The organism is Bradyrhizobium genosp. L (assembly GCF_015624485.1).
GTDB lineage: Bacteria > Pseudomonadota > Alphaproteobacteria > Rhizobiales > Xanthobacteraceae > Bradyrhizobium.
This window is the reverse complement of the sequence record NZ_CP061378.1, coordinates 3,189,193-3,213,237: the sequence shown is the minus strand read 5'-3', so window position 1 is coordinate 3,213,237 and position 24,045 is coordinate 3,189,193. Positions and strand designations below refer to the sequence as shown.

At 66.0% G+C, this 24,045-nt stretch carries 19 protein-coding genes and 1 pseudogene; 4 read left to right on the top strand and 16 right to left on the bottom strand.

Annotated features, from left to right (window positions below):
* Positions 1 to 4: 4 nt before the first annotated feature.
* Together IC762_RS14945 and IC762_RS14940 are read right to left on the bottom strand one after the other, a co-directional pair.
* Positions 5 to 1,372: a PQQ-dependent sugar dehydrogenase gene (locus tag IC762_RS14945; RefSeq protein WP_195789529.1), complete on the bottom strand. Its 1,368-nt coding sequence runs from the start codon at positions 1,370 to 1,372 to the stop codon at positions 5 to 7.
* Positions 1,372 to 1,764: a DUF2231 domain-containing protein gene (locus tag IC762_RS14940; protein WP_195790141.1), complete on the bottom strand. Its 393-nt coding sequence runs from the start codon at positions 1,762 to 1,764 to the stop codon at positions 1,372 to 1,374. Before IC762_RS14940 ends, IC762_RS14945 begins: the two co-directional genes overlap by 1 nt.
* A 313-nt stretch (positions 1,765 to 2,077) precedes the next feature.
* On the opposite strand from IC762_RS14940, the gene IC762_RS14935 reads away from it, so the two are divergent.
* Positions 2,078 to 3,286: an MFS transporter gene (locus IC762_RS14935; RefSeq protein WP_195789528.1), complete on the top strand. Its 1,209-nt coding sequence runs from the start codon at positions 2,078 to 2,080 to the stop codon at positions 3,284 to 3,286.
* Here the strand turns inward: IC762_RS14935 and IC762_RS14930 are convergent.
* Positions 3,283 to 5,763, bottom strand: a complete 2,481-nt coding sequence (locus tag IC762_RS14930; RefSeq protein ID WP_195789527.1) for a penicillin-binding protein 1A — start codon at positions 5,761 to 5,763, stop codon at positions 3,283 to 3,285. The two genes, IC762_RS14935 and IC762_RS14930, sit on opposite strands and share 4 nt — an antisense overlap.
* A gap of 487 nt (positions 5,764 to 6,250) precedes the next feature.
* On the opposite strand from IC762_RS14930, the gene IC762_RS14925 reads away from it, so the two are divergent.
* Entirely contained in the window at positions 6,251 to 6,580 is a 330-nt protein-coding gene (locus IC762_RS14925) for a hypothetical protein (protein WP_195789526.1), read from the top strand.
* Between the two features lie 12 nt (positions 6,581 to 6,592).
* Here IC762_RS14925 and ggt read toward each other — a convergent pair whose 3' ends face one another.
* The 6 genes from ggt to IC762_RS14895 form a co-directional block, all read right to left on the bottom strand.
* Positions 6,593 to 8,329 (bottom strand): gamma-glutamyltransferase, encoded by a 1,737-nt coding sequence (gene ggt, locus IC762_RS14920; protein ID WP_195789525.1) that lies wholly within the window; start codon positions 8,327 to 8,329, stop codon positions 6,593 to 6,595.
* Between the two features lie 119 nt (positions 8,330 to 8,448).
* Positions 8,449 to 10,062 (bottom strand): ABC transporter ATP-binding protein, encoded by a 1,614-nt coding sequence (locus IC762_RS14915; RefSeq protein WP_195789524.1) that lies wholly within the window; start codon positions 10,060 to 10,062, stop codon positions 8,449 to 8,451.
* Complete coding sequence (locus IC762_RS14910) at positions 10,059 to 10,871, bottom strand: ABC transporter permease (protein ID WP_195789523.1); 813 nt, start codon at positions 10,869 to 10,871, stop codon at positions 10,059 to 10,061. Before IC762_RS14910 ends, IC762_RS14915 begins: the two co-directional genes overlap by 4 nt.
* Positions 10,868 to 11,812, bottom strand: coding sequence for an ABC transporter permease (locus IC762_RS14905; RefSeq protein WP_195789522.1), 945 nt, complete (start codon positions 11,810 to 11,812; stop codon positions 10,868 to 10,870). The genes IC762_RS14910 and IC762_RS14905 overlap by 4 nt, the downstream gene beginning before the upstream one ends.
* A gap of 15 nt (positions 11,813 to 11,827) precedes the next feature.
* On the bottom strand, positions 11,828 to 13,390 hold the full coding sequence (locus IC762_RS14900) for an ABC transporter substrate-binding protein (RefSeq protein ID WP_195789521.1): 1,563 nt from the start codon (positions 13,388 to 13,390) through the stop codon (positions 11,828 to 11,830).
* Positions 13,390 to 14,550, bottom strand: coding sequence for a C45 family autoproteolytic acyltransferase/hydolase (locus IC762_RS14895; RefSeq protein WP_195789520.1), 1,161 nt, complete (start codon positions 14,548 to 14,550; stop codon positions 13,390 to 13,392). The genes IC762_RS14900 and IC762_RS14895 overlap by 1 nt, the downstream gene beginning before the upstream one ends.
* An 80-nt stretch (positions 14,551 to 14,630) precedes the next feature.
* Between IC762_RS14895 and IC762_RS14890 the strand changes: the two genes are divergently transcribed.
* Positions 14,631 to 15,566: a GntR family transcriptional regulator gene (locus IC762_RS14890; RefSeq protein ID WP_195789519.1), complete on the top strand. Its 936-nt coding sequence runs from the start codon at positions 14,631 to 14,633 to the stop codon at positions 15,564 to 15,566.
* 12 nt (positions 15,567 to 15,578) lie between these two features.
* On the top strand, positions 15,579 to 16,922 hold the full coding sequence (locus IC762_RS14885) for an aspartate aminotransferase family protein (RefSeq protein WP_195789518.1): 1,344 nt from the start codon (positions 15,579 to 15,581) through the stop codon (positions 16,920 to 16,922).
* Positions 16,923 to 16,988: 66 nt separating this feature from the next.
* On the opposite strand, the gene IC762_RS14880 is transcribed toward IC762_RS14885, so the two are convergent.
* The 7 genes and pseudogenes from IC762_RS14880 to IC762_RS14850 form a co-directional block, all read right to left on the bottom strand.
* Entirely contained in the window at positions 16,989 to 17,255 is a 267-nt protein-coding gene (locus tag IC762_RS14880) for a hypothetical protein (protein WP_195789517.1), read from the bottom strand.
* A gap of 382 nt (positions 17,256 to 17,637) precedes the next feature.
* Positions 17,638 to 18,183, bottom strand: a complete 546-nt coding sequence (locus IC762_RS14875) for a c-type cytochrome (RefSeq protein ID WP_195789516.1) — start codon at positions 18,181 to 18,183, stop codon at positions 17,638 to 17,640.
* Positions 18,170 to 19,447: a sulfite dehydrogenase gene (soxC, locus tag IC762_RS14870; RefSeq protein ID WP_195789515.1), complete on the bottom strand. Its 1,278-nt coding sequence runs from the start codon at positions 19,445 to 19,447 to the stop codon at positions 18,170 to 18,172. Before soxC ends, IC762_RS14875 begins: the two co-directional genes overlap by 14 nt.
* A gap of 81 nt (positions 19,448 to 19,528) precedes the next feature.
* Positions 19,529 to 20,737 (bottom strand): cytochrome P450 family protein, encoded by a 1,209-nt coding sequence (locus IC762_RS14865; protein ID WP_195789514.1) that lies wholly within the window; start codon positions 20,735 to 20,737, stop codon positions 19,529 to 19,531.
* Between the two features lie 117 nt (positions 20,738 to 20,854).
* Positions 20,855 to 21,811: a catechol 2,3-dioxygenase gene (locus tag IC762_RS14860; protein ID WP_195789513.1), complete on the bottom strand. Its 957-nt coding sequence runs from the start codon at positions 21,809 to 21,811 to the stop codon at positions 20,855 to 20,857.
* 159 nt (positions 21,812 to 21,970) lie between these two features.
* Entirely contained in the window at positions 21,971 to 22,159 is a 189-nt protein-coding gene (locus IC762_RS14855; RefSeq protein WP_195789512.1) for a hypothetical protein, read from the bottom strand.
* 99 nt (positions 22,160 to 22,258) lie between these two features.
* Positions 22,259 to 24,034, bottom strand: a pseudogene (locus tag IC762_RS14850) (putative bifunctional diguanylate cyclase/phosphodiesterase); the annotation flags it as partial.
* Positions 24,035 to 24,045 lie beyond the last annotated feature (11 nt).

Genomic DNA, 24,045 nt, shown 5'->3' with positions numbered 1-24,045 from the left:
TCCGTCAGTGCCCGTTCGAGGCCTGCGTCGGCTGCCGGTTGGCGCTCGTGACGCGCCAGACGGTGTTGCCGACATCATCCGCGATCAGCAGGCTGCCCGACTTGTCGATCGCCAGGCCGACCGGACGGCCGCGCGATTTCTCGTCCTTGCTCAGGAAGCCGGTTACGACATCCTGCGCCACACCGTTCGGATGTCCGTCGGCGAACGGCACGTACACGACCTTGTAGCCGTTGAGCTGCGGCCGGTTCCAGCTGCCGTGCTCGCCGATGAAGGCGCCGCCGCGATAGGCCGCGGTCAGTGCATCGCCATTGTTGAAAGCAAGTCCGAGCGGCGCGACGTGCGAGCTCAGCGCGTAGTCCGGCGCGATCGCCTTGGCCACGAGATCGGGACGCTGCGGCTGCACCCGCGGATCGACATGCTGGCCGTAATAGCTGTAGGGCCAGCCGTAGAAGGCGCCATCCTTGACCGACGTCAGGTAATCCGGGACCAGATTGGGGCCGAGCTCATCGCGCTCGTTGACGACGGTCCACAGCGCGTGACTTTGCGGCTCGAAGCTCAGCCCGTTCGGATTGCGCAGTCCGCTGGCAAAGATCCGCCAGCGGCCGGTGGCGCGTTCGACCTCCCAGATCGCGGCGCGGTTCTTTTCCGCCTCGATGCCGTTTTCGGTGATGTTGCTGTTGGAGCCGACGCCGACATAGAGCAGCTTGCCGTCGGGGCTCGCGACCAGGCTCTTGGTCCAGTGATGATCGATCGGCCCGCCCGGCAGCGGCGTCAGCGTCTCGCCGGGCGCCGTGATCCTGGTATCGCCGGTGTGATAGGGATAGCGCACGATGGCGTCGGTGTTCGCGACGTAGAGCTCGTCGCCGACCAGTGCCACGCCGAATGGCGATGTCAGATGATCGAGGAACACGCTCTGCGTCGCAGGCTTGCCGTCACCGCCGCCGCGCAGCAGCGTGATGCGGTTGCTTTCGCCGGTATCGCCGCCGGAGGTCGCCCATGACTCCACCCATTTCATGATGAAGTCCTTGGGCCGCTTGATCGGCTCGGTGCCGGGCGCCTTGGATTCGACGACGAGGACGTCGCCATCGGGGAGCACATAGAGCGAGCGCGGATGCTGCAAGCCGGTGGCCAGCGCGGTGATCTCGAGCCCGCTGGGAACGTCCGGTTTCTCGCCCTGCTGCCATCCGACCACGGAAGCGACATGCATCGGCGGCATCAGATATTGCTGCTGCGCCGGCAGATCGGGATTCGCGCCGATCTGGGTCTTCGGATCCGGCGCGGCCTCGTAGCATCCGGCGAGGCACAGCGCAGCCGACAGACCGGCCGCAAGCCGCAGGCGCCGTCGCACGATCTGGTTATTGAAGACCGGCATCACCCTGCAACTCCGACCCGGTGGCGATAGACCATCTCCCAGCCCATCCAGCCCGTGAACAGCATCACCAGCACGGTCAGCGCCGACAGCAGCAACCCGAATGGCACGACCGAGGTCCAGGCATCGCGGCTGTGCACGAAGCAATTGAACAGCGCGAGCAGCATGACCACGACATTGCCGGCCATGTGAAACCAGGCCGGCGCGATTCGGCGGATGCGGCGGCTGCCGAGGAAATCGATCAGGCCGGCGATCGCCGCAAGCACGCCCAGCAAAACGCCGGCGAACAGCAGCCAGGCCGAGAAATCCGCCCACATCATCTCGGCCGTCCGCCAATAGGCGATATCGGTGAGAAATGCGCCGACGAAGCACACGATCGGGAATGGCACCAGCATCGGATGGATCGGGTGCATCGCGATCCGCGCCGTCGAAACCGGGTTGGTGAGATCGGTGCTGGTCACTCTGGCGTCTCGCATTTGCGCTTGCGGCATCGACCGTCAACGGTTCGTGCGAGTCGATGTTCCTAAGCCGGCAAGCACGGGTCTGTCATCGACGCGGCGATGCTGTCCCGATCGCGCGTGCATCATCGAACCGAAGGCCGCCTTGTGGCGTTTGTTCCTTTGCACCGCATCAACCTTGCCCATCGCAAGATCGGCAAAACCGGTATGACAGGGGAGTTCCGCGCGCGATCGCCACGCGCGTCAGACCATGAACAGCCGCAAAGCCGAGAAGCACGACACCGGACCGCTGTGGGCGCTGCTCGCCCTGAATTTCTTCATGGCGGACATGCAGTCCGGCATCGGGCCGTTCGTCGGCGTGTTCCTGCTCGGCCACGGCTGGACCAGTGGGCTGATCGGAACAGCGCTGACGATCGGCAACGTCGCGGGGATGCTGATCACGACACCGATCGGCGGCTTGATCGACACCACGGACTACAAGCGCGGCTGGGTCATCGTGCCGGGCATCGCGGTTGTCGTCGGCTCGGCGATCATCCTCGTGTCGCAGCAGTTCTGGGCCGTCGCGCTGTCGCAGATCGCAACCTCGGTTGCGGGCGCGGCCATCGTGCCGGCGGTGACCGGCATCACGCTCGGCATGGTCAGGCAGCGCGGCTTCAATCGCCAGAATGGCCGCAACCAGGCCTTCAACCACGCCGGCAACATGCTGGGCGCGGCAGCTTCCGGCTATCTCGGATGGCGCTACGGCTATGTCGCCGTGTTCCTGCTCGCCGCAGGATTCGGCCTGCTCACGATCGCGAGCGTGATGCTGATCCCGGCCAAGGCGATCGACCATCACGCCGCGCGCGGCAAGGAAGACGATCCGGAGAGCCAGTCGAGCGGCCTCTCCGTCCTCGTCAAGCACAAGCCGCTCCTGGTGCTGGCCGTGGCGCTGGCGCTCTTTCATCTCGGCAACGCCGCGATCGTTCCGCTGTACGGGCTCGCCGCGGTCGCCGGCGGTCTCAACGATGGTCCAGGTGTCGTCGCGACCACGATCGTGGTGGCCCAGGGCGTCATGGTGCTGATGTCGGTGATCGGCATGCACGCCGCCGAGCGCCGCAACTTCTGGCCGGTCCTGCTGGCCTCGTTTCTCGCGCTGCCGGTGCGCGGCGTGCTGGCCTATTTCCTGTCCGGCTGGTGGGGCGTGTTTCCCGTGCAGATTCTCGACGGCATCGGCGCCGGCCTGCAGAGCGTCGCGGTCCCCGGCATCGTCGCGCGGACACTCAACGGCACCGGCCGCATCAATCTCGGCCAGGGCGCGGTGATCACCATCCAGGGCATCGGCGCCTCGCTCAGCCCCGCGCTCGGCGGCTGGATCGCGCAATGGGTCGGCTACCAGGTCGCATTCCTGGTGCTCGCGGGTTTCGGCCTGCTCTCGGTCGCGCTCTGGATCTCGCTGCGGAGCGTCGTCAACAAATACTAGTACAGCCCGCCCGTCCCCGAGCGCATCACCGCACGATCCGCGTCCGGCGAGATGCCCTGCTGGGTGCCGTCGATCACGTCGGTGCCCGCGACCAGGTCGTTGACCGGCGGGGCCTGGCCCGGCTTGAAGGCTTCCAGCACCACGCCCTTGTTCTGGCCGGGCGCTGCGCGCTGGCCGGACTTGGCGTCGACCAGCACCAGGCGGATGCCGACCGGCTTGTCGAACGGGGTCGCCGGCTTGTCGGCGAGCGCGAGCTTCATGAAGTCGCGGGCGATGGGAGCCGCCGTATGGCCCGCCTGCGCGTTGCGGCCGAGCGAGCGCGGCTTGTCGTAGCCGACATAGAGGCCGACCACGAGGTCGTGCGAGAAGCCGACGAACCAGAGGTCCTTGGCCTCGTTGGAGGTGCCGGTCTTGCCGGCGATCGGCTTGCCGACCTCCTTCAGCGCGGTGCCGGTACCGGCCTGCACCACGCCTTCCATCAGCGAGGTGATCTGGTAGGCCGTCAGCGAATCGAGCACCTGTTCGCGGTGATCGACGAGCTGCGGCTCCGGCTGGTTCTTCCATCCCTCCGGCGCGTCGCAGCCGCGGCATTCGCGCTGGTCATGCTTGAAGATGGTGTGGCCGTAGCGGTCCTGGATGCGGTCGATCAGCGTCGGCTTCACGCGGCGGCCGCCATTGTCGATCATCGAATACGCCGTGACCATGCGCATGACCGTGGTCTCGCCGGCGCCGAGCGCATAGGACAGATAGTTCGGCAAATCGTCATAGACGCCGAAGCGTTTTGCATAGTCGCCGATCAGCGGCATGCCGATCTCCTGCGCAAGCCGCACCGTCACGGTGTTGAGCGACAGCCTGAGCGCATTGCGCAGCGTGACCTGGCCCTGATAGCGGCCGGTCGAGAAGTTTTCGGGCCGCCAGACATTGCCCTGCCCCATGTCGATCTCGATCGGCGCGTCGATCATCATGGTCGAGCCGGTGTAGCCATTGTCGAGCGCCGACGAATAGACGATCGGCTTGAAGGTCGAGCCGGGCTGCCGATAGGCTTGGGTCGCGCGGTTGAACTGGCTCTGGTCGAACGAGAAGCCGCCGACCATGGCGAGCACGCGGCCGGTATGCGGGTCCATCGCCACCATCGCGCCTGATATCTCGGGAATCTGGCGCAGCCGATACTGGCCCTCGACGCGCTGGCCATCCTTGCCGAAGAGCGGGTCGGCATAGATCACGTCGCCGGGCTGCAGCACCGCCGCCACCGAACCGGTTGCCTTGCCCCTCGCGGTCGGCTTGGCCCAGCGCACGCCCTCGACCGTGACGATGCCGGTCTCGCGCTGCTTGCTGACGGCGCCACCGAGCTCGCGGCCGGGCTGGAAGCCAATCCGCGCCGACTGGTCGTTGCTCTCCAGCACCACCGCCATCCGCCACGGCGAGACGTCCGACAGTGACTTGATCTCGGCAAGCGGGATGCCCCAGTCGCCGGAGATGTCGATCTTCTGGATCGCGCCGCGATAGCCCTGCTGCTCGTCATAGTTCACGAGCCCGGTCACCATGGCCTTGCGCGCCATCACCTGGACCTTGGGATCGAGCGTGGTGCGCACCGACAGGCCACCCTCATACAGCTTCTTCTCGCCATAGCGCTCGAAGATGTCGCGGCGGACCTCCTCGGAGAAATACTCGCCGGCGAAGGTGTGGGCGCCGCTGGAGCGGTTGGTCACCGTCAACGGCTCCTTGCGCGCCTTGTCGGCATCGGCCGCGGTGATCCAGCCGTTCTCCTGCAGGCGGTCGATCACGTAGTTGCGGCGCTCGACGGCGCGGGCGTGGTTGCGCACCGGATGCAGGCTCGCCGGCATCTTCGGCAGTGCCGCGAGATAGGCGGCTTCCGCGATGGTCAGCTCGTTGACCGACTTGTCGAAATACACCAGCGAGGCCGCCGCGATGCCGTAGGCGCCGAGGCCGAGATAGATTTCGTTGAGATAGAGCTCGAGGATCTTGTCCTTGGAATAGGCCCGCTCGATCTTCATCGCCAGCAGGGCTTCCTTGATCTTGCGCGCGAACGAGACCTCGTTGGTCAAAAGGAAGTTCTTGGCGACCTGCTGGGTGATGGTGGAGGCACCCTGCGGACGGCGGTTGGAGCCGAGGTTCTGGACATAGGCGACACCCGCGCGCGCCATGCCGGTGTAATCGACGCCGCCATGCTCGTAGAAATTCTTGTCCTCGGCGGCCAGGAAGCTGTTGATCACGAGCTTCGGCACCGCCTGGATCGGCAGATAGAGCCGGCGTTCCTTGGCGTATTCGGCGAGCAGCGAGCCGTCGGCCGCATGCACCCGCGTCATCACCGGCGGCTCATAGTTCTGAAGCTGCGAATAGTCGGGCAGATCCTTGGAGAAGTGCCAGAACAAACCCGCCACCGCGGCGAGGCCAGCCAGGAACAGAATCGACCCTGCCGTGAACAGAAATCCGAAGAACCGTAATAGAAATCTCATCGACCAAGTCCGGTGGCGAATACGTGGTTCATTCTGAGCCCGCTGCGCTGCCACATAGGGTCGTGGGTATATCGGTCGCTCCCCGCGCCCGCAATTCGGCGGGCGAGAATTAAAGGAGTCGCGACGTCAAACTAATGCCATAGAGGGCGGTGGCGGCCGCCGCCAAATCAGCCGGGTTCCGACAGTCCGGGCCTGCGCGCGGTCGAATCGCCTCGCCGACCGCGCCGACGGACCATGCTACCGGCGCGCCTCCGCTATGCACGTAAACCTGCACAATCACTATCGGAATTCGGTGGAAAGCCTTGAGTGGATAGCACAATTAACTGCTGATTAACTATAACCACCGCAAGTTGTTGGTATTTAAACGACTCGCGACAGGCCAAACCCTATGCCACTGCGCGGTTTCAGACGGCCCTTTGCCACCACCGAGAATATCCTCGGATTTCCGCAAGTCCCTGCTCCCAACACCGGGGCTCAGGCGCTCGATATGGTCTATCAGGCGGCGGAACTGTTCCGCGGCATCGAGGACCGGGCCCGCGCCAGCGAGGCTCGCGCCGAGGCCGCCGAGCGGGCGCAGATGGACATCATCGCCGCCACCGAGCGCAAGCTCCGCGACGCATCGCGCGCCCTTGAAGAAGCCCGGCAGCGCATCGAGACCCAGCAGGAGCAGATCGAGGCGATCGAATTCCGCGCCCAGGCCGCCGAAGCCGACGCGCGCGATGCCAGGCAAAGCCTCGCACTGGTCGAGGACGCGATACGCCGGCGGCTGCTGCTGGCGGTCGAGCCGGATCACGGCGGGTCAGCCGCCGTCGCCTGAGGCGGCCGTCGCTCAGTATCCCGCAGCCAGCCCCGAGCCGCGCCGCGGATCGTTCGCCCCGTAGAAGCGATTGTTACCGACCGGCTTGCCGTCAAGCGATGGCGCGCCGATGATGATGACCGCCAAATGATTGGCCGGCTGCGGCGGACCGAACTTTTGGCCCATCCCTTCCAGTATCTTCCTCGTGTCCGGCGACAGCGCGTAATCCTCGACATTGGTGAGGTCCGGCAGCCATTGCTGGTGGAAGCGCGGCATATCGACGGCCTCCTGCGCGTTCATGCCGTAGTCGATGGCGTTGATCATGGTCAGCAGCACGGCCGTGATGATGCGGCTGCCGCCGGGCGTGCCCACCACCATCACCGTCTTGCCGTCCTTGGTCACGATGGTCGGGCTCATCGAGGACAGCGGGCGCTTGCCGGGTGCAATCGAATTGGCCTCGCCCTGCACCAGGCCATAGAGGTTCGGCACGCCGACCTTGGCGGTGAAATCGTCCATCTCGTCGTTCAGGAGCACGCCGGTCTTGGCCGCGGTCACCTTGGCACCGAACCAGTCGTTCAGCGTGTAGGTCACCGACACCGCATTGCCGTCCTTGTCGGCGATCGAGAAATGCGTGGTGTTGCTGCCTTCATGCGGCGCCACGCCCGGCTTGATATCCTTGGACACGCCGGCCTTGTTGGGGTCGATCACGGCGCGGATCTTCTCGGCGTATTTCTTGTCGAGCAGACGGTCGAGCGGGTTCTTCACGAAGTCGGGATCGCCGAGATAGCTGTTGCGATCGACATAGGCGTGCCGCATCGCCTCGATCTGGTAATGCGTGGCCTGCGCGGAGTGGTAGCCGAGCTCCTTGAGCGGGTAGCCCTCCAGAATGTTGAGGATCTCGCAGATCACCACGCCGCCCGAGCTCGGCGGCGGCGCCGAGATCACGTGATAGCCGCGGTAGTCGCATTCGACCGGCGCCAGCTCGCGCACCTTGTAACTGTCGAGGTCCTCCTGCGTCAGCAAGCCTTTGCCGGCCTGGCTCGAGGCCACGATCGCGGCTCCCACCCAACCCTTGTAGAAGCCGTCGGTGCCGCGCTTCGAGATCTCTCGCAGCGTTTCGGCGAGCTCGTGCTGCACCAGCTTTTCGCCGACCTGGTACGGCTTGCCGTTGTTGAGGAAGATCGCGGCCGAGGCCGGATCCTCGCGGAAATCATCGGTCGTCGTCAGCAGCATCGTGATGTCGCCCTGGTCCAGCACGAAGCCATCCTCGGCGAGTTGCAGCGCCGGTGCGATCACGTCCGCGCGCTTCATGGTGCCGTATTTTTCGCGCGCATATTCCAGGCCTGCGACCGAACCGGGTACGCCGACCGCGAGATGGCCCTTGGTCGACAGACCCTTGATGACGTTGCCGTCCTTGTCGAGATACATGTTGGCGGTGGCGCCCTTCGGCGCCATCTCGCGGAAATCGAGGAAGGTCTTGCGGCCGTCGGCGAGCTCGATGGTCATGAAGCCGCCGCCGCCGAGATTGCCGGCCGCCGGATAGACCACGGCGAGCGCATAGCCGACCGCAGCCGCCGCATCGACGGCGTTGCCGCCGCGCTTCAGCACCTCGACGCCGACCTGCGTGGCAAGGTGCTGCGCCGCCACCACCATGCCGTTTTCGGCAGCGACCGGCGCAACCGATGCCGCGTGGCCAGGTGCAAAGGTCGTGACGCCGATCGAGACAAGCGTGGCGGCAATCCACCGCGCGCCCATATTTGGCTTTTGCATTGAGGCCTCCCCGGAAACGCCGTCTGCTGCGGCGCATTGTGTTATTGAGGGAGCAAGGCTAGCAGGCCGCGTGCTCGCGCACTATGGCGGAGGCGCAAGTTCCGCCCCTTGACATCGCGTCAGCCCGACGCCGCCGCGCTGGCAGGTCCTGCAAAATCCAGCACCGGCGCCGCCGCGAGCAATGCCTTGGTGTAGTCATGCTGCGGGCGATCGAACACGTCGTCGCGCGAGCCCTGCTCGACGATGCGACCGCCCTGCATCACCACGACACGATCGGCGACCTGCTCGACCGCGGCGAGGTCGTGGCTGATGAACAGACACGCAAAGCCGTATTGCGCCTGCAACCGTTCGAACAGCTTCAGCACCTGCGCCTGGATCGTCATGTCGAGCGCCGAGACCGGCTCGTCGGCCACCACGAAGGCCGGATGCCGGACGATGGCGCGTGCGATCGCGATGCGCTGGCGCTGGCCGCCGGAGAGCTCATGCGGCCAGCGCTGCGCGAAGCCGGCAAGCCCGACCTCGTCGAGCATCGCAGTGACGCGCCGCTCGCGTTCGCCGGCCGAAAGCTCCGGCAGATGGCGCAGCGGCTCGGCGACGATCTCGCCGACGCGCATGCGCGGATCGAGCGACGAGTATGGATCCTGGAACACGAGCTGCGCGGCGAGACGGAACGCGCGATCGGCCGTCTCGATCACGTGCCTGCCCTGGAATCGAATTTCGCCAGCGGCCGACGGGATCAGCCGCAGCATCGCGCGGCCGAGCGTGGTCTTGCCCGAGCCGCTGCCGCCGACCACCGCCACGGTCTCGCCGGCGCCGACATCGAGGTCGACGCCGTTGACCGCGGCGACATCGGCATCGCGCCGGAACAGGCGCTGCCGGCCGCCGAACGACACTTTCAGGCCGCGCACGCTGATCAGCGGCTCGCCGGGCGCGCGGCGCGGGGTCGCCGCCCGACGCCGCGGCAACGCGTCGACCAGCTGGCGGGTATAGGCCTCGCGCGGCGCCGACAATATCTGGCGGACGCTGCCGGTCTCGACCAGTCTGCCCTGGCGCAGCACCACCGCACGCTGCGCGTAGCGCGAGACCAGGCCGAGATTGTGGGTGATCAGCATGACAGCGGTGCCGTGGTCGCGCGCCAGCTCGACCATCAGGTCGAGCACCTCGCGCTGGCTCAGCGTGTCGAGCGCGGTGGTCGGCTCATCGGCGAGCAGCAGCTTCGGCTTCAAGAGCATGACCGAGGCCAGCATGATGCGCTGGCGCATGCCGCCGGAGAATTCGTGCGGATAGGCCTCGTAGGTATGCTCGGGATCGCGGATCTGCACCCGCGCCAGCATCTCGAGGCAGCGGCGCTTGATCTCGACCTTGGCAAGCCGCTCGTGCATCGCGAGGCCTTCGGCCATCTGCCGGCCGACGCTGATCGCCGGGTTGAGCGAGACCATCGGCTCCTGGAACACCATGCCGACCGAGCGGCCGCGCAACGCCCGCATGCGGCGCGGTGCGAGATCAGCCAGATCCACACCGTCGAGCCGGATCTGGCCGGCGACGTGGCGCAGGCCCGGCGGCAGCAGGCCGAGAATGGCGCGCGCCGCCGCGGTCTTGCCGCTGCCGGACTCGCCGACCACGGCAAGGAATTCACCGCGCTCGATCGCGAATGACACATCGTCGACGACGACCGTCCCGGTTCGCGCAGCCTCGATGCGCAGGCGATCGACGGACAGCAGCGGTGTCGTCATCCGTGCGCCATCCTGGGATCGAGGCGGTCGCGCAGGGAATCGCCGAGCAGATTGATGCCGAGCAAGGCCAGCGCGATACAAAGTCCCGGCGCGATGCTGAGCCAGGCCGCGGTCTCCATGTAGGGACGGCTTGCGGCCAGCATGTTGCCCCAGGTCGGCGCCGGCGGCGGCACGCCGAGGCCGAGGAAGCTCAGCGCGCTCTCGGCGAGCAGCACCCAGCCGAACATGCTGGTGGCGAGGACTGCGACCGGCGCTACCGCATTCGGCAACACATGGCGGACCATCGAATAGAACTCGGAGTTGCCGATCACCCGCGAGGCCTCGATATATTCCCGCTCGCGGATCGACAGCACGGTGCCACGCACCACGCGCGCGACCGAGGGGATGTAGGCGAGCCCGAGCGCCAGCACGAGGCTGGACTTGTTGGCGCCGATCACGATCATCACCGCCAGCGCCAGCAGGATGCCGGGAAAAGCCAGGAGCGCGTCATTGACCGCCATGATGACGCGGTCGGTCCAGCCGCGAAGATAGCCGGCGACGCCGCCGACCAGCACGCCGATCAAGACCGCGATCAGCACGGTCGCGAGCGCCACCACGACGCTCGCGGCCGCGCCCGCCATAAGCCGGCTCAACACGTCGCGGCCGAACTCGTCGGTACCGAGCCAATGCAGCGCCGACGGCGCCTGCAATCGCGCCTTCAGATTGATGCGCAGCGGATCGAATGGTGTCCAGAACACCGCTGTGACAGCCATGCCCAGCACGAGCGCAATCAGCGTGCCGCCGATGACGGTGTTGGCGCGGGCCCTCATGCGACGGCCACCCTCGGGTCGAACAAAGGATAACAGAGATCGACCATCAGATTGACGACGACGTAGATCACCGCGGTGAACAGCAGGCAGCCCTGCACCACCGGATAGTCGCGCGCGAAGATCGAATCGACCAGCAGACGGCCGAGGCCCGGCAGCGTGAACACGGTCTCGATCACGGCAATCCCACCCAAGAGATGCCCGAGCACGAGGCCGATCAGCGTCCAGGTCGGCGCGAACGCGTTCGGCAGCACGTGGCGGCCGAGCACCAGCCATTCCGGCACGCCCTTGGCGCGCGCATGCGTGACATATTCCAGCCGCAGCACCTCGATCGACGCGGCACGCGCCATCCGGGTCAGCACGCCGATCTCGACGATGGTCAGGGTTGCGATCGGCAGCAGCATGAAGGTCGATGCCTGCCAGAAATTCTCGGAGAACGGCACGTAGCCGATCACCGGCAGCCATTTCAGCTTCAGCCCGAACAGCAGGAGCAGCAGCAGCCCGAGCCAGAAGCTTGGAATCGACAGCAGGAGCGTGGCGCCGCCGACGATGCCGAGATCGATCGCGCTGTTCTGCTTCCAGGCCGCGATCAACCCGGCCACGACGGCGATGCAGGCCGCGAGCCCGACCGCCACCAGCACGATGACGGCCGAGACCTGGAAGCGCTCCAGGATCAAGGGCAGCACCGGCAGATTGTTGGTGATGGAGTGGCCGAAATCGCCGGTCGCGACACTGCCGAGCCAGTACAGGAATTGCAGCGGCATCGGCTGGTCAAGCCCGAGCTGCGCGCGGAGCGCCGCGGCCTGCGCGGCGTCGGCGTTGTCGCCGAGCATCACCTGGACGGGGTCGCCGGGGATCAGCCGCACCAGCACGAACACCGCGACCGCCACCAGCAGCAGCGTCGGGATCGTCATCATGAGCCGTCGGGCGAGATAGCCCAGCATCGCCGCGGTCCCTCCCTACTGGATGCTCACGCCCCAGAAGCGCGGCTGCGCGAACAGCCAGCCGGCGTAGCCCTTGACGTTGTTACGGAGTGCGGCGATCTCCGAGCCGTTGAACAGCACGACCATCGGCACGTCGTCGATGAAGCGGCGGTGCAGCTCGTCGAACAGCGCCTGGCGTTTAGCCTTGTCGTCGATCATCATCGATTGCTGCAACAGTTGCAGCGCCTGCGGATTGTCCCACACCTTGCGCGGCTGGGTCGCCTTCGGCCCGGCCAGCATCTCGAAAGACAGCGAGGGATCGAGCCGCGCCGAGTAAGTGAACGCCATCGACTGGTAGTCGCCGCGGTTGTAGCGATCGAGCTGGGCGGCCCAGTCGAGCACCTCGAGCTCGATATTGATGCCGACCGCCTGGGCCATCGCCTGCACCAGCACCGCCGCATCGAACACATAACTGTAGCGCTTGTTGGCGATCATCCTGATCGGCTGGCCGTGATAGCCGGCCTGCGCCAGCAGCTTCTTGGCCTCCGCGATGTTCTGCGCGTAGCCGTGCGCCTCTACCTCGCCGTAGAACGGGCTTCCGATCGGCAACGCCGAATTGTTCGCCCGCGCGGTGCCGGCCATGACGGCATCGACGATCTGCGGGGTGTCGAGCGACAGCGCGATGGCGCGGCGGATGCGGACGTCCTTCAAAAGGGGATCGCGGGTCTGGAACAGGATCGCGGTGAGGCCGAGCGCCGGCGTGACGCTGAGCTGCACGTCGGTGCGGGTCTTGAGGTCCTCGAGATCGGGAATCGAGAGATTGCTGATCGCATCGAGCGAGCCCGACAGCAACCCTGCCTTGGCTGCCGAAGAGTCCGGGATGATGTTGTACCTGACACGGTCGACCTCGGCGAGCTTGGCGCCGGTCAGGCCGCTGCGCGGCTCGCTGCGCGCGGCGTAGCCGTCGAAGCGCACCAGATCGATGTACTGGCCGCGCTTCCATTCGCCGAGCTTGAACGGGCCTGTGCCAATAGGCGCGATCCACTTGCCATCGGCGCCGACGGAGTCGCGATGGATGATGGCGGTCTGCCCGCAATCCGGTCGCGCCAGTGTCGACAGGAACAGCGCGGTCGGCTGGTCGAGCGTGATGGCCACTGTGTGCGGATCCGGCGCCTCGATCTTCTCGATCCGGACGATGCCGTTCGGACCGAACTCGGACAGGCAGCGCCACTGCGTCGCCGGATCGAGCCAGCGCTTCAGCGACCACACCACATCATCGGACGTCATCTCGGCGCCGTTGTGGAATTTGACGCCCTGGCGCAGATGGAACGTGTAAGTCTTGCCGTCGTTCGCGATATCCCAGCTGTCCGCCAGCATCGGCCCGATCGAGGTATCGTCGCGGAACGCGACCAGCCCCTCGACGATATGCGCCACCACGCCGTCGGTGTTGGCGTCGCGGTTGGTGCCGGGATCGGTGGAGCGGATGTCGGCGTTGAGCCGCGTCCGCAGCAGCGTCTCGGCGCCGGCGCGCAGCGGCGCGAGCATCGCCAGCGCCAACAGGCCGACCATCAGCGCGCGTGATGGCCGACGCGCCTGCATCAGGACGCCCTCGCCATCGCGGCCTGTGCGAGCTCGTTCTTCGCGCTCGCCGCCACCTCGAGCCGATAGCTGGTGAACTGCCGATTCAGCGCCGGCAGCGGCGCCACCTCCATCAGCCCGCTGGCCGGCTCCATCAGGATCATCGCCACGGTGGCGCTGAGATTGTTGCTGAGATTCTTGCGCGGCGGGCGGCAAACCGACCACGGATAGGCGAAGTCGTCGAACAGCGCCGTCTTCACCGTGTCGAAACCGATGGCGCCGAGATGCGGCTGCAAAAGGTCGCGCACGCGAATGTCGCGGTAAAGGCTGTCAGGCGTGCTGGCAATTCCGGTATCCTTGAGCTTGCCGAGCGCCACCGGGCTGACGAAATGGTTGGCGTGCACCAGAAGCCCCTGGTTCGGATGCACCTGGAAGGTCTCGTCGGGCGCGCATTCGAAATCGATCGCAACGCCATCGCGATGGCTGACGATCATGTTGTTGGCCGCGGACTTGCTGGTGCAATAGACCGTACGCATCGCCAGCGCGACGTTCTCGCACTCCAGCACCTTGCGCCGGATCAGCGCCAGCGGCACGCCGACCTGACGATAGTCGCGGTCGCATTGCAGATAATTCGCGGTGATCGCCGTCCCGATCGCATTGAAGCCGCAGCGGCCGAGCGCGCCGGCTTCGGTGAAGGTCATGAGATCGGGGCCGTCGTCGCGCCGCACTTTCAGCACCACGGCGGTCTCGGCGCATTCGCGCTTCCAGTCCCAGTTCTGGGCGTGGATCAGCCGTCCCGATGCACTGGCCTGCGGCAAGACGACGAGACCGGTGCAGCCGTCCGGCTCATCCGGCGTCTTCAGCCGCGCCCGGACCGAAGGCTCGGCGAGCTTGAGGATCTCGGTGCGGGCATTGAGCAGCACGATATCCTCGAACGGAACGCCGGCGCCGTCGGCAATGCCGTGCATCTCCTCGATGTAGGTCGGCTCGAACGCTTCGATGACGGGAAGATAATCGCGCACCAGCTCGGCGACCCCTGCGGCGTCGAGCGACAGCTCCTTGAGCTGCGCGAAATAATGCGAAGTGCCCTTGCGGATGCGATCGGCGGCCTTCTGGCCGTACTGCTTGCCGCGCTCACGCGGCGGACCGGAGATTTCGATCAGGGGAAACGGCTCGACCATTACCAACGTCCTCTGCAGCAGCGTCGTTTGCGCCAAGTTCCTTTTGCATTCGCTCGAAGGCTAATGTATTTTGTAGTGACATGAAACAAAAATCTTCAGCCACGCCGAAGGCAGCCCCGAGCCGGCTGCAGCGCGAACTGTCCGCGGGCATCCTGGAGCTGATCCGGGCGGAAAAACTCGCGCCCGGCACGCGACTTGCGGAAGTGGCGCTGGCGGAACGGCTGCAGGTCTCGCGCACGCCGGTGCGCGCGGCGCTGAAATTATTGGCACGCCGCCGCATGGTTCGCGCCGGCGACAGCCGCGGCTATTTCGTCACCGATGCGGTTCCCTCCGTGCCGACGACGCAGGGCAAGCCTGCACCCGCGGATACCGACCGCCTGTTCGTCGCGATCGCGCGCGACCGGCGCGGCGGCCGCCTCCCCGTCGACGTTTCCGAGCGCGACCTGATGCAGCGTTACGACGCGACCCGGCCCGTGGTGCAGCGCGTGCTGACCAAGCTCGAAGAGGTCGCGGCGGTGCAGCGCAAGCCGGGCCACGGCTGGCGCTTCCAGCCGATCATCGCGGACGTCGAGGCGCGCGCGGAAAGCTACCGCTACCGGATCCTGATCGAGCCCGCCGGCCTGCTGGAGCCGGACTTCAAGCTCGACCCCGCCTGGGCTGCCGACATGCGCCGGCGCCACGAGACGACGTTGCGCGAGCCGTGGAAGGAGACGGCGAGCGTCGCGCTCTACGAAATGAATGCCGCTTTCCACGAAGGACTGGCGGCGGCGTCCGGCAATCGCTTCCTGCTGGTCGCGGTCCAGCAGCAGAACCGGCTGCGCCGCTTCGCCAATTACGACTGGGTGTTCGGCTATGAGCGCGTGGTGGTGAACTGCCGCGAGCATCTTGCGATCCTCGACCGGCTCGAGGCCGGCGCGCGCGCGACTGCGGCGCAGCTGCTGCGTCGTCACCTCGAACGCGCAGCCAGGTTGAAAACCATCGAAATCGCGGACAGCCGCAACAACAGCAGCAAGTGACAGGAGGCCTCCATGCGCTCACCGCACACAGCGACCAACACGCCCCTCACCCGCGAGGCGCTGGAGCCGTTCTGGATGCCGATGACGCCGAACCGTCAGTTCAAGGCCAATCCGCGGCTGTTCGTCGGCGCCGAGGGCATGCACTACACCACGCACGACGGGAAGCAGATTCTCGACGGCATGGCGGGGCTGTGGTGCGTCAACGCCGGGCACGGCCAGAAGCGCATCGTCGAGGCGATCCAGGCACAGGCGGCGAAGCTCGATTTCGTGTCCTCGTTCCAGATGAGCCATCCGGCCGCGTTCGAGCTCGCCGGACGCATCACCGAGATTACACCTGAGGGTCTCGACCACGTGTTCTTCACCAATTCCGGCTCGGAATCGGTCGACACCGCGCTCAAGATCGCGCGCGGCTATCACCGCGCCCGCGGTGAAGCCAACCGCATCCGCTTCATCTCGCGCGCAAAAGCCTATCATGGCATGGGCTGGGGCGGCTTGTCGGTGAGCGGCCTGTTCCGCCACCGCCGCGATTTCGGCCCGCTGTTGCCCGAGGTCGACCATCTGCCGCACACCCACGACCCTGAAAATGCGGCGTTCTCGCGCGGCCAGCCGCAATGGGGCGCGCATTTCGCCGATGAGCTGGACAAGCTCTTGCTGATCCACGATCCATCGACGATCGCGGCGGTCATCGTCGAGCCCGTCACCGGCTCGGGCGGCGTCTATCCGCCGCCGGTCGGCTATCTCGAGAAGCTGCGCAAGATCTGCGACCAGCACGGCATCCTCCTGATCTTCGACGAGGTCATCACCGGCTTCGGCCGGCTCGGCGCGCCGTTCGCGGCGAATGCGCTCGGCGTCACGCCCGATCTCATGACCTGCGCCAAGGGCATGACCAACGCGGCGGTGCCGATGGGCGGCGTCATCACCAGCGGCAAGGTGTATTCCGCGCTGATGAACGGCCCGGAGAACAGCGTCGAGCTGTTCCACGGCTACACCTATTCGGCGCATCCGCTGGCCTGCGCAGCAGGCCTCGCCGCACTCGACGTCTATCAGGACCTCGGCCTGTTCGAGCGCGCGCAGAATATCGCCCCGATCTGGGAGGCGGCGGCGCATGCGCTGCGCGACGCGCCCTACGTCACCGATATCAGGAACATCGGCCTGTTGGCGGCGATCGATCTCAAGCCGCGCGACGGGGCGCCGGGCACCCGCGGCCCGGAATGCGCCGCCCGCAGCTATGATGACGGCATCCTGATCCGCGCCGCCGCCGATACGCTGATGATCTCGCCCCCTCTGATCGTCACCGAGGAGCAGATCGCGGCGATCTTCACCACGATCCGCCGCGCGCTCAATGCCATCGACTAGAACATGACCTGAGCGCGATGACGATCCGATCGCATCGCGCTCTGGACTGGTTCAGCGACGTCGCGATCAATTCTGCCGACGAGCCGAGCTCGCGACATGATGCGCATGATGCTGGCGGAGCTGGGCATGCGCGTTCCTGGCGGAGCGCGGTACCGCCGGCGACGCGACGTCGTTCGCCGGCGCCGCGGGCGTGATCGCCAGGCCCTGCGTAAAGGGGTCGCGGCTCGGATAGAGCGCGCATTCCGAACACTGCGCGGACGCCGGCGATGCGAAGGCGAGCGACGCTGCGGCAAATGCCAGCGACGCCACGATCAGTTCTTTGCGGTTCTTCATTGTTGTTTTCCTTATTGTCGTTTTTGTTTCCTGCCCCGCGCGCGACATGCCACGCGCATTCGCGCAGGATTAGTCCGCGTCGTGTTGGGCTGCCATGCACGCGACGACGGCCATTCATTTTCAGGCGTGGAGACGCTGGTTCGCGCGCGACGGCGCCTGCTTTCGCATCGATCGTCATACGCAATCACGCGACTGCGAAAGGTGAGACGGTCGACGTCGCGAGAACGTGAGACTTACGCCGAAGTGAGACCCGCGATCGCCGCAGAGCTGCCCGGACGGGACAACGCGGCACGACCGCGCAACACATTCAGTGTCATCCCGGCTTTCGACAAGACGACTAAAGGATGTCTGCGCCCGACACCGTCAACCCACGCAGCATCCCTCAGTGATTATGCACGTCGGGCCTGGGATCGCTGACGAAGCCCTCGCGGTTCGGCATCTTGATCGCGGCGAGCGACTTCGCGTCGAGCACGGCGTTGTCGGCCACGATGCCGTTCAGGCTGAGGACATAGGCGGACACCGCGTAGACGTCCTCATTGCTGAGCGATTGCGGCGCGTTCTGCGGCATAGCGCGGCGGATGTAGTCGAACAGCGTCGGGGCGTATGGCCAGTAGCTGCCGACGGTGCGGATCGGTTTTGCGGTCGCCAGCGTGCCCTGTCCACCGACCAGACGGTCGCCGACTCCGCCCTGCCCCTTGTCACCGTGGCAGGCCACACATTGCTCGCTGAACACCGTGCGGCCGCGCTCGACGTTGCCGCTGCCCGGTGGCAGGTTGGCGCCGTCGCGGCCGATGTCGATGTTCCAGCCGGCGATCTCGGCGGCCGTCGCCGCCCGCCCGATGCCGTAGCGCTCCTCGGCATGAACCGTACCGCCGAGCAACGCGATGACCCCGGCCAGCAATGCAGCCTTCGTCTCAAGCCTGCGCATTGCTCACCTCTCCCTCAGCATCGATCCGCCACGGCCAGATCGCGTTGTTATGATAGAACGAGTTGACCCCGCGCACCGCGACGAGCTCAGCGAGCGTCGGCTGCACATAGCCGGTCTCGTCGATGGCGCGGCTCTGGATCACCGCCGGCGTTCCATCCCAATGCCAGGGCAAGCGGAAGCGCGTCAGCGCCCGTGTCAACACCGGCTCTTGCAGCGCGGCAGCCTGCCAGCTCTTGCCGTCATCGACCGAGACCTCGACCTGCTTGATCTTGCCGTGGCCGCTCCAGGCAATCCCGGTGATCTCGTGAAAGCCTTTTGTCGTCAGCTTCTGCCCGCCGGAGGGCCGGGTGATGATCGACTTCGCTTCCATATAGAAGGTGAACTCGCGCGACGTGCCGTCGGGCATCGGGTCGGTATATTTCGAGGTCTCCTCGCGCGAATAGACCGGCTCGGCGACCACCTTGAGCCGGCGCAACCATTTCACGTTCATGTTGCCCTCGAAGCCCGGCAGCAGCAGCCGCAGCGGATAGCCCTGCTGCGGGCGCAGCCGCTCGCCGTTCTGGCTGTAGACCAGCATGGCGTCGTCGAGGCATTTCTCGATCGGGATCGAGCGCGTCAGCGCCGCGGCATCGGCGCCCTCGGCCACGATCCATTTGGCGCCGGCCTGCAGGCCCGCCTCATCGAGCACGGTCTTCAGCGGCACGCCGGTCCATTCGGCGCAGCTGAGCAGGCCGACCAGGTCGGAGGCCGTCTTGCCATACGGTTTTGTGTAGACCGGGTTGCCGGAGCATTCGAGGAAGTGGATGCGCGACTGCGACGGAAAGCGGCGGATGTCTTCCATCGTGAACAGCATCGGGCGGTCCACCATGCCGTGCAGCATCAGCCGGTGCTCGGCCGGATCGATGGTCGGCACACCGCCGTGGTGCCGCTCGTAGAACAGCCCGTTCGGCGTGATGATGCCGTCGAGCTCCTGCAGCGGCGTACGGCCGGAGGCGGAGATGTATTGCGGCAGCGTCTTCGAGATGTTCTTGATGACGCCCTTCTCATGGACCGATGGCGCGCCGTAGGGCTGGCTGCCCATCGAATCGCCGGGCGCTTTCATCCATTCCGGCACATTGGGCGGAAGGTTATTTTCCGATTCGGCGAGCACGCGAGAACCGGCAACTCCAGCCATTGCGGAGCCACCGGCCAATGCTGCACCCGCCCGAAGGAAATGCCTGCGAGACGCCTCCCGCACGCGCTTGTCCGTCGTCTGTTCGCTCATCGACGTTTTCCTCTGACGTTACCGGTGCAGCCTAACACCAAACGCCCGAGGCCAAGCAACGATCCAGCGCACCGCGCGCGATCAACTGCCCGCGACGACCGGCAGTCTGTCGATCGAACGGATGCCGGGCCGTCCGCGCCAGCGGATCTGCTCGGGCTTGACCGCAAGCTGCAGGCGCGGCCAGCGCGTCAACAGTGCCTGCAACGCGCAGGCCGCCTCGATCCGCGCGAGCTGATGGCCGAGGCAGAAATGGATGCCTGTGCCGAACGAAACGTGCCGGTTCGGCTTGCGTTCGAGGTCCATCCTTGCAGCATGCTCGTGAGCCGCGGGATCGATGTTGGCGGCCGCGATCATCGCCATCACGCGGTCGCCCTTCTTCAGCCTGACGCCACCGAGCTCGACGTCGTGCCTGACATAGCGCGGCTTGGTGAACTGCACCGGCGAGACGAAGCGCAGGAATTCCTCGACCGCGAGGCCGAGGCGGCTCCAGTCGGCCACGAGCCAATCGCGTCGCGCGGGATCCCTGAGCAGCTCGAACACCGATCCGCTGATCAGATGCGTCGTGGTCTCCGAGCCGGCGCCGAGCAGCAGGAACACCATCGAGACCATTTCGTCCGGCGCGATGCGGCCGCCTTCCTTTTCGACTTGCACCAGTTCGGCGATCAGTCCCTCACCGCACCGGTCGCGCGCCGACTGCAATTGCTGCGCGAGGTATCGGCGCATCTTCGACAGCGAGCCCATCATGCGCAGGAAGCTGATCGGTCCCCTCAACTGTGTCATCGCATTGGCCCAGGCGATGAATGTCGGCCGGTCGGCCGGCGGCAGGCCGAGCAGCTCGCAGATCACCGAGACCGGGAGCACACGCGCATAGCGCTCGATCAGATCGGCCGGGCTTCCGGCTGCGAACAATTGATCGGCCAGGCCGTCGGCGATGGCGCGGATATGCGGCTCCATCTCGAGCACGGCGCGGCGGCGGAACGCCTCATCGACGATGCTGCGCAGCCGCGTGTGGTCAGGCTCATCCATCGTCAGCATGTTGTTGGCGACGACCGCGATCGATTTCGGCATCCACCAGCGCAAGCCGGCAACCTCGCCGTCCTCCCTGCGCAGCGTGAACGTCGCGCTGTCCTTCAGCATCGCCGAGGTCGTGTCGTAGGTGGTGGTCAGCCAGACCCGGCCAACGATCGGAAACTTGACCGCGACGAGTTGCCCGCGGGCCCGCAAGGCTGCAATGCCGGCGGCAGGATCTCGGTTGAATGTTTCGCTGGAAAAGTCCGGCTGCGATGCCATGGCGCCACTCCATGCCGCCGTTCACGCCTGCGGAACATGGTGCGGAAAGCCGCACGCGCAAGAGCGGCCGACGACATCAAATCGCCGGCACTTATGCCGCGGCTATATCGGGACCGTTCAGCCCTTCACCGGCGGCGTGCCGTGGGTGTGGAACGACTCGATCGTCTTCAAGCCCCAGGCCTGTCCCTTCTTGCGCTCCTCCTCGGTCCACACGATCGGCTTCCAGTCCGGCGCCAGGATCAGGCGGGCGCCGGCATTGGCGACCTCGACACGGTTGCCGCCGGGCTCGTAGACATAGAGGAAGAAGGTCTGCTGGATCGCGTGCTTGTGCGGTCCGGTCTCGATGTGGACGCCGTGCTCGAGGAAGATGTCGGCGGCGCGCAGGATTTCCTCGCGGCTGTCGAGCGCGTAGGTGACGTGATGGAAGCGGCCTGTCTTGCCGTAATGATCGCGCGTATAGGCGAAGTCGTAACTCTTGTTCGACATCGTCATCCACATCGCGGCTTCGGTGCCGTCGTTGAGCACGATCTGCTCGGTGGTGCGGCATCCGAGGTAATTCTCGAAGAACAGCCGGTTGGCCTTGATGTCGACCGCGAGGCAGTTGAGATGGTCGAGCCGGCGGACATTGACGCCGCGCGCCGGAAAGCGCTGGGCCTGGTTCTTCAGCGCCGGCTTCAACTCATGCGGCGCCTCGTACCATTCGGTCTCGTAATAGAGCTCGACGACGTGGCCGTCAGGATCGCGGCAGCGGAACGCCGGTCCCTGCCCCATGTCACCCTCGACCCAGCCGATGTCGAAGCCAGAACCCTTCAGCGCGGCGACGCGGCGCTCCAGCGCCTGCGGGCTGCGCGCGCGCAACGCCATGTGCTCCATGCCGGAGGTGTTCGATGCCGTGAGCTTGAGCGAATAGCGCTCGTAATCGTCCCAGCCGCGCAGATAGACCGACTCAGCCTTGCGGCCGCTGATCGTCATGCCCATGATTTCGACGAAGAAGGCCAGGCTCTCGTCCGGCTTCGGCGTCAAGAGCTCCATATGTCCGAGATGAGCGAGATCGAAGATCGGTTCCGGCTGCATAAGGCGGTCTCCTTCCGCGGCGGCGCCGAACCGGCGTCGGTTCACCCAGCCGGACGAACGGCGGCAACTCCATTTGTACTAGTGTACAAAGGATTAGGTCTCGTCAACAAATTATTGGCCGCGTCGGCGGCCGAGCGTGCCCGGTTAATTCCGGAAATCTCAGCCCTTCGACATCATCACCGCCGCCGGCACGTGCGGCCGGAACGACGCGGTGGCCGACACCGTCAAGACGACGGCGAGCGTGCAGACCATGCAGAGCTTCATCCAGGCCGTCCGGCGATCGGTCATCGGCAGAAAAAAGAAGAACGCCATCGCCAGAACGAGCAGTGCGTTGACGAGGTAATACATGGCGGAGCCCTCTTGTTGCTGAGATCCAAGATGGCCGGCTGCCAGGTGATATTCCGTGGCGGATATCACATATCGGGATGCGGCGGCGCGCGCCCGCCGTCAGGCGACCGAGGCGGTCTTCTCGCGGTGCACCGACAGGAGCTTGCGGATGTCAGCGGCCGCCACCGGCCGGCTGAACAGATAGCCCTGCATTTCGGTGCAGCCGAGAATCCGAAGCATGTTGCGCTGCTGCTCGGTCTCGACGCCTTCGGCGGTAGTGGTCATGTCGCTGGCGGCGGCAATGTTGACGACGGCCTGGACGATGGTCGAGGACGCGCCGGTGCCGGCGAGATCCTTGATGAAGGCGCGGTCGATCTTGATCTTGTCGAACGGGAAACGCTGCAAATAGCTCAGCGAGGAATAGCCGGTGCCGAAATCGTCGAGCGCGATGCGCACGCCGAGCTCGCGCAACTGATGCAGGGTATCGAGCGCGGCCTCGTCGTCGCGGATCAGCACGGCCTCGGTGATCTCGAGCTCGAGCCGCGAGGCCGCTAGTCCCGACGATACGAGTGCGGCCGCGACATTGAGCGCCAGCGCGGGGCTCTTGAACTGGATCGGGGAGACGTTGACCGCGACGTGAATGTGATCGGGCCAGTTCACGGCTTCACGGCAGGCGGTGTTGAGCACCCAGTGCCCGAGCTCGTTGATCAGCCCGGTCTCTTCCGCGACCGGGATGAAATCCGCCGGCGAGATCATGCCGCGTTCCGGATGCCGCCAGCGCAGCAGCGCCTCGCAACAGGTGACCCGCTCCTGCTCGAGATGCAGCAGCGGCTGATAATGCAGCTCGAAGCCATCGTCGGCGATCGCCTGCCGCAGCTCCAGTTCGAGGCTGTGCCGCGCCTTGGCGCGCGCGTCCATGCCGGTCTCGAAGAAGCGGTAGGTGCGGCGCCCGTCGCTCTTCGCGCCATAGAGCGCGAGGTCGGCGTTGCGCAGCAACTGGTCGAGGTCGAGCCCGTCGCCGGGCGCCAGCGCGATGCCGATGCTGGCATCGGTGGTGATCAGATGTCCGGTGCAGTCGACCGGCTGGCGGATCGCCTGATAGATCGCGGCGAGCAACTGCATGGTCTGGGTCTGGCTCTTGACCGCGGTCTGGATCACCGCGAACTCGTCGCCGCCGAGCCGCGCCGCGACGTCGGTATCCGCAAGGCAGGAGCGCAGGCGATCGGCGAGCGCCTTGAGCAGCTCGTCACCGATCTGATGACCGAGCGCGTCGTTGACGCTCTTGAACTCGTCGACGTCGATATACATCACGGCGAGCTGCTCGCCGGGGCGGATCGCCTTCAGCGCCTGCTCCAGCCGCTCGCGGAACAAGACCCGGTTGGGCAGATCGGTCAGCGCGTCGTAATGCGCCATGTGGGCGATCTTCTCGTCGGCCCGGGTGCGCTCGGTGATGTCCTCGATCGTCGCCACCCATCCGCCTTCCCTGAGCGGCGTGTTGACGATCTCGATCGCGCGCCCGCCCGGTGCTTCCGTCAGTTGACGCGTTCCCTTGCCGAGCTGAACGTTGCGGATGATGGCATTGCAGAACTCGTCGACGTCGCCGTCGAACGAGCCGGTCTCCTTGCGGTGCTCGATCAGCCGCTGCATCGTGCAGCCCGGCTTGGCGATATCGGGCGAGAGCCCGAACATCTCGATATAGGGGCGATTGCAGATGATGATGCGCGCCGACGCATCGTAGAGCACGAGCCCCTGCGGAATGTTGTTCACTGCGGTCGAGAGATTGCGGCGCTCGGCGGCGAGCCGTTCGTCCGAGGCCTGGTGCCGCTTCAGCAACACCAGGATGATGGCGGCCATCACCACGACGGCGGCGATCAGCAGGCTTTCGCGCAGGCCCATGTTCAGGGAAG

What these genes read in the sequence shown, in the direction of transcription:
- IC762_RS14945 (WP_195789529.1), bottom strand. Translation starts at nt 1,372, where the DNA reads ATGCCGGTCTTCAATAACCAGATCGTGCGACGGCGCCTGCGGCTTGCG.
- IC762_RS14940 (WP_195790141.1), bottom strand. Translation starts at nt 1,764, where the DNA reads ATGCTGGTGCCATTCCCGATCGTGTGCTTCGTCGGCGCATTTCTCACC.
- IC762_RS14935 (WP_195789528.1), top strand. Translation starts at nt 2,078, where the DNA reads ATGAACAGCCGCAAAGCCGAGAAGCACGACACCGGACCGCTGTGGGCG.
- IC762_RS14930 (WP_195789527.1), bottom strand. Translation starts at nt 5,763, where the DNA reads ATGAGATTTCTATTACGGTTCTTCGGATTTCTGTTCACGGCAGGGTCG.
- IC762_RS14925 (WP_195789526.1), top strand. Translation starts at nt 6,251, where the DNA reads ATGGTCTATCAGGCGGCGGAACTGTTCCGCGGCATCGAGGACCGGGCC.
- ggt (WP_195789525.1), bottom strand. Translation starts at nt 8,329, where the DNA reads ATGCAAAAGCCAAATATGGGCGCGCGGTGGATTGCCGCCACGCTTGTC.
- IC762_RS14915 (WP_195789524.1), bottom strand. Translation starts at nt 10,062, where the DNA reads ATGACGACACCGCTGCTGTCCGTCGATCGCCTGCGCATCGAGGCTGCG.
- IC762_RS14910 (WP_195789523.1), bottom strand. Translation starts at nt 10,871, where the DNA reads ATGAGGGCCCGCGCCAACACCGTCATCGGCGGCACGCTGATTGCGCTC.
- IC762_RS14905 (WP_195789522.1), bottom strand. Translation starts at nt 11,812, where the DNA reads ATGCTGGGCTATCTCGCCCGACGGCTCATGATGACGATCCCGACGCTG.
- IC762_RS14900 (WP_195789521.1), bottom strand. Translation starts at nt 13,390, where the DNA reads ATGCAGGCGCGTCGGCCATCACGCGCGCTGATGGTCGGCCTGTTGGCG.
- IC762_RS14895 (WP_195789520.1), bottom strand. Translation starts at nt 14,550, where the DNA reads ATGGTCGAGCCGTTTCCCCTGATCGAAATCTCCGGTCCGCCGCGTGAG.
- IC762_RS14890 (WP_195789519.1), top strand. Translation starts at nt 14,631, where the DNA reads ATGAAACAAAAATCTTCAGCCACGCCGAAGGCAGCCCCGAGCCGGCTG.
- IC762_RS14885 (WP_195789518.1), top strand. Translation starts at nt 15,579, where the DNA reads ATGCGCTCACCGCACACAGCGACCAACACGCCCCTCACCCGCGAGGCG.
- IC762_RS14880 (WP_195789517.1), bottom strand. Translation starts at nt 17,255, where the DNA reads ATGAAGAACCGCAAAGAACTGATCGTGGCGTCGCTGGCATTTGCCGCA.
- IC762_RS14875 (WP_195789516.1), bottom strand. Translation starts at nt 18,183, where the DNA reads ATGCGCAGGCTTGAGACGAAGGCTGCATTGCTGGCCGGGGTCATCGCG.
- soxC (WP_195789515.1), bottom strand. Translation starts at nt 19,447, where the DNA reads ATGAGCGAACAGACGACGGACAAGCGCGTGCGGGAGGCGTCTCGCAGG.
- IC762_RS14865 (WP_195789514.1), bottom strand. Translation starts at nt 20,737, where the DNA reads ATGGCATCGCAGCCGGACTTTTCCAGCGAAACATTCAACCGAGATCCT.
- IC762_RS14860 (WP_195789513.1), bottom strand. Translation starts at nt 21,811, where the DNA reads ATGCAGCCGGAACCGATCTTCGATCTCGCTCATCTCGGACATATGGAG.
- IC762_RS14855 (WP_195789512.1), bottom strand. Translation starts at nt 22,159, where the DNA reads ATGTATTACCTCGTCAACGCACTGCTCGTTCTGGCGATGGCGTTCTTC.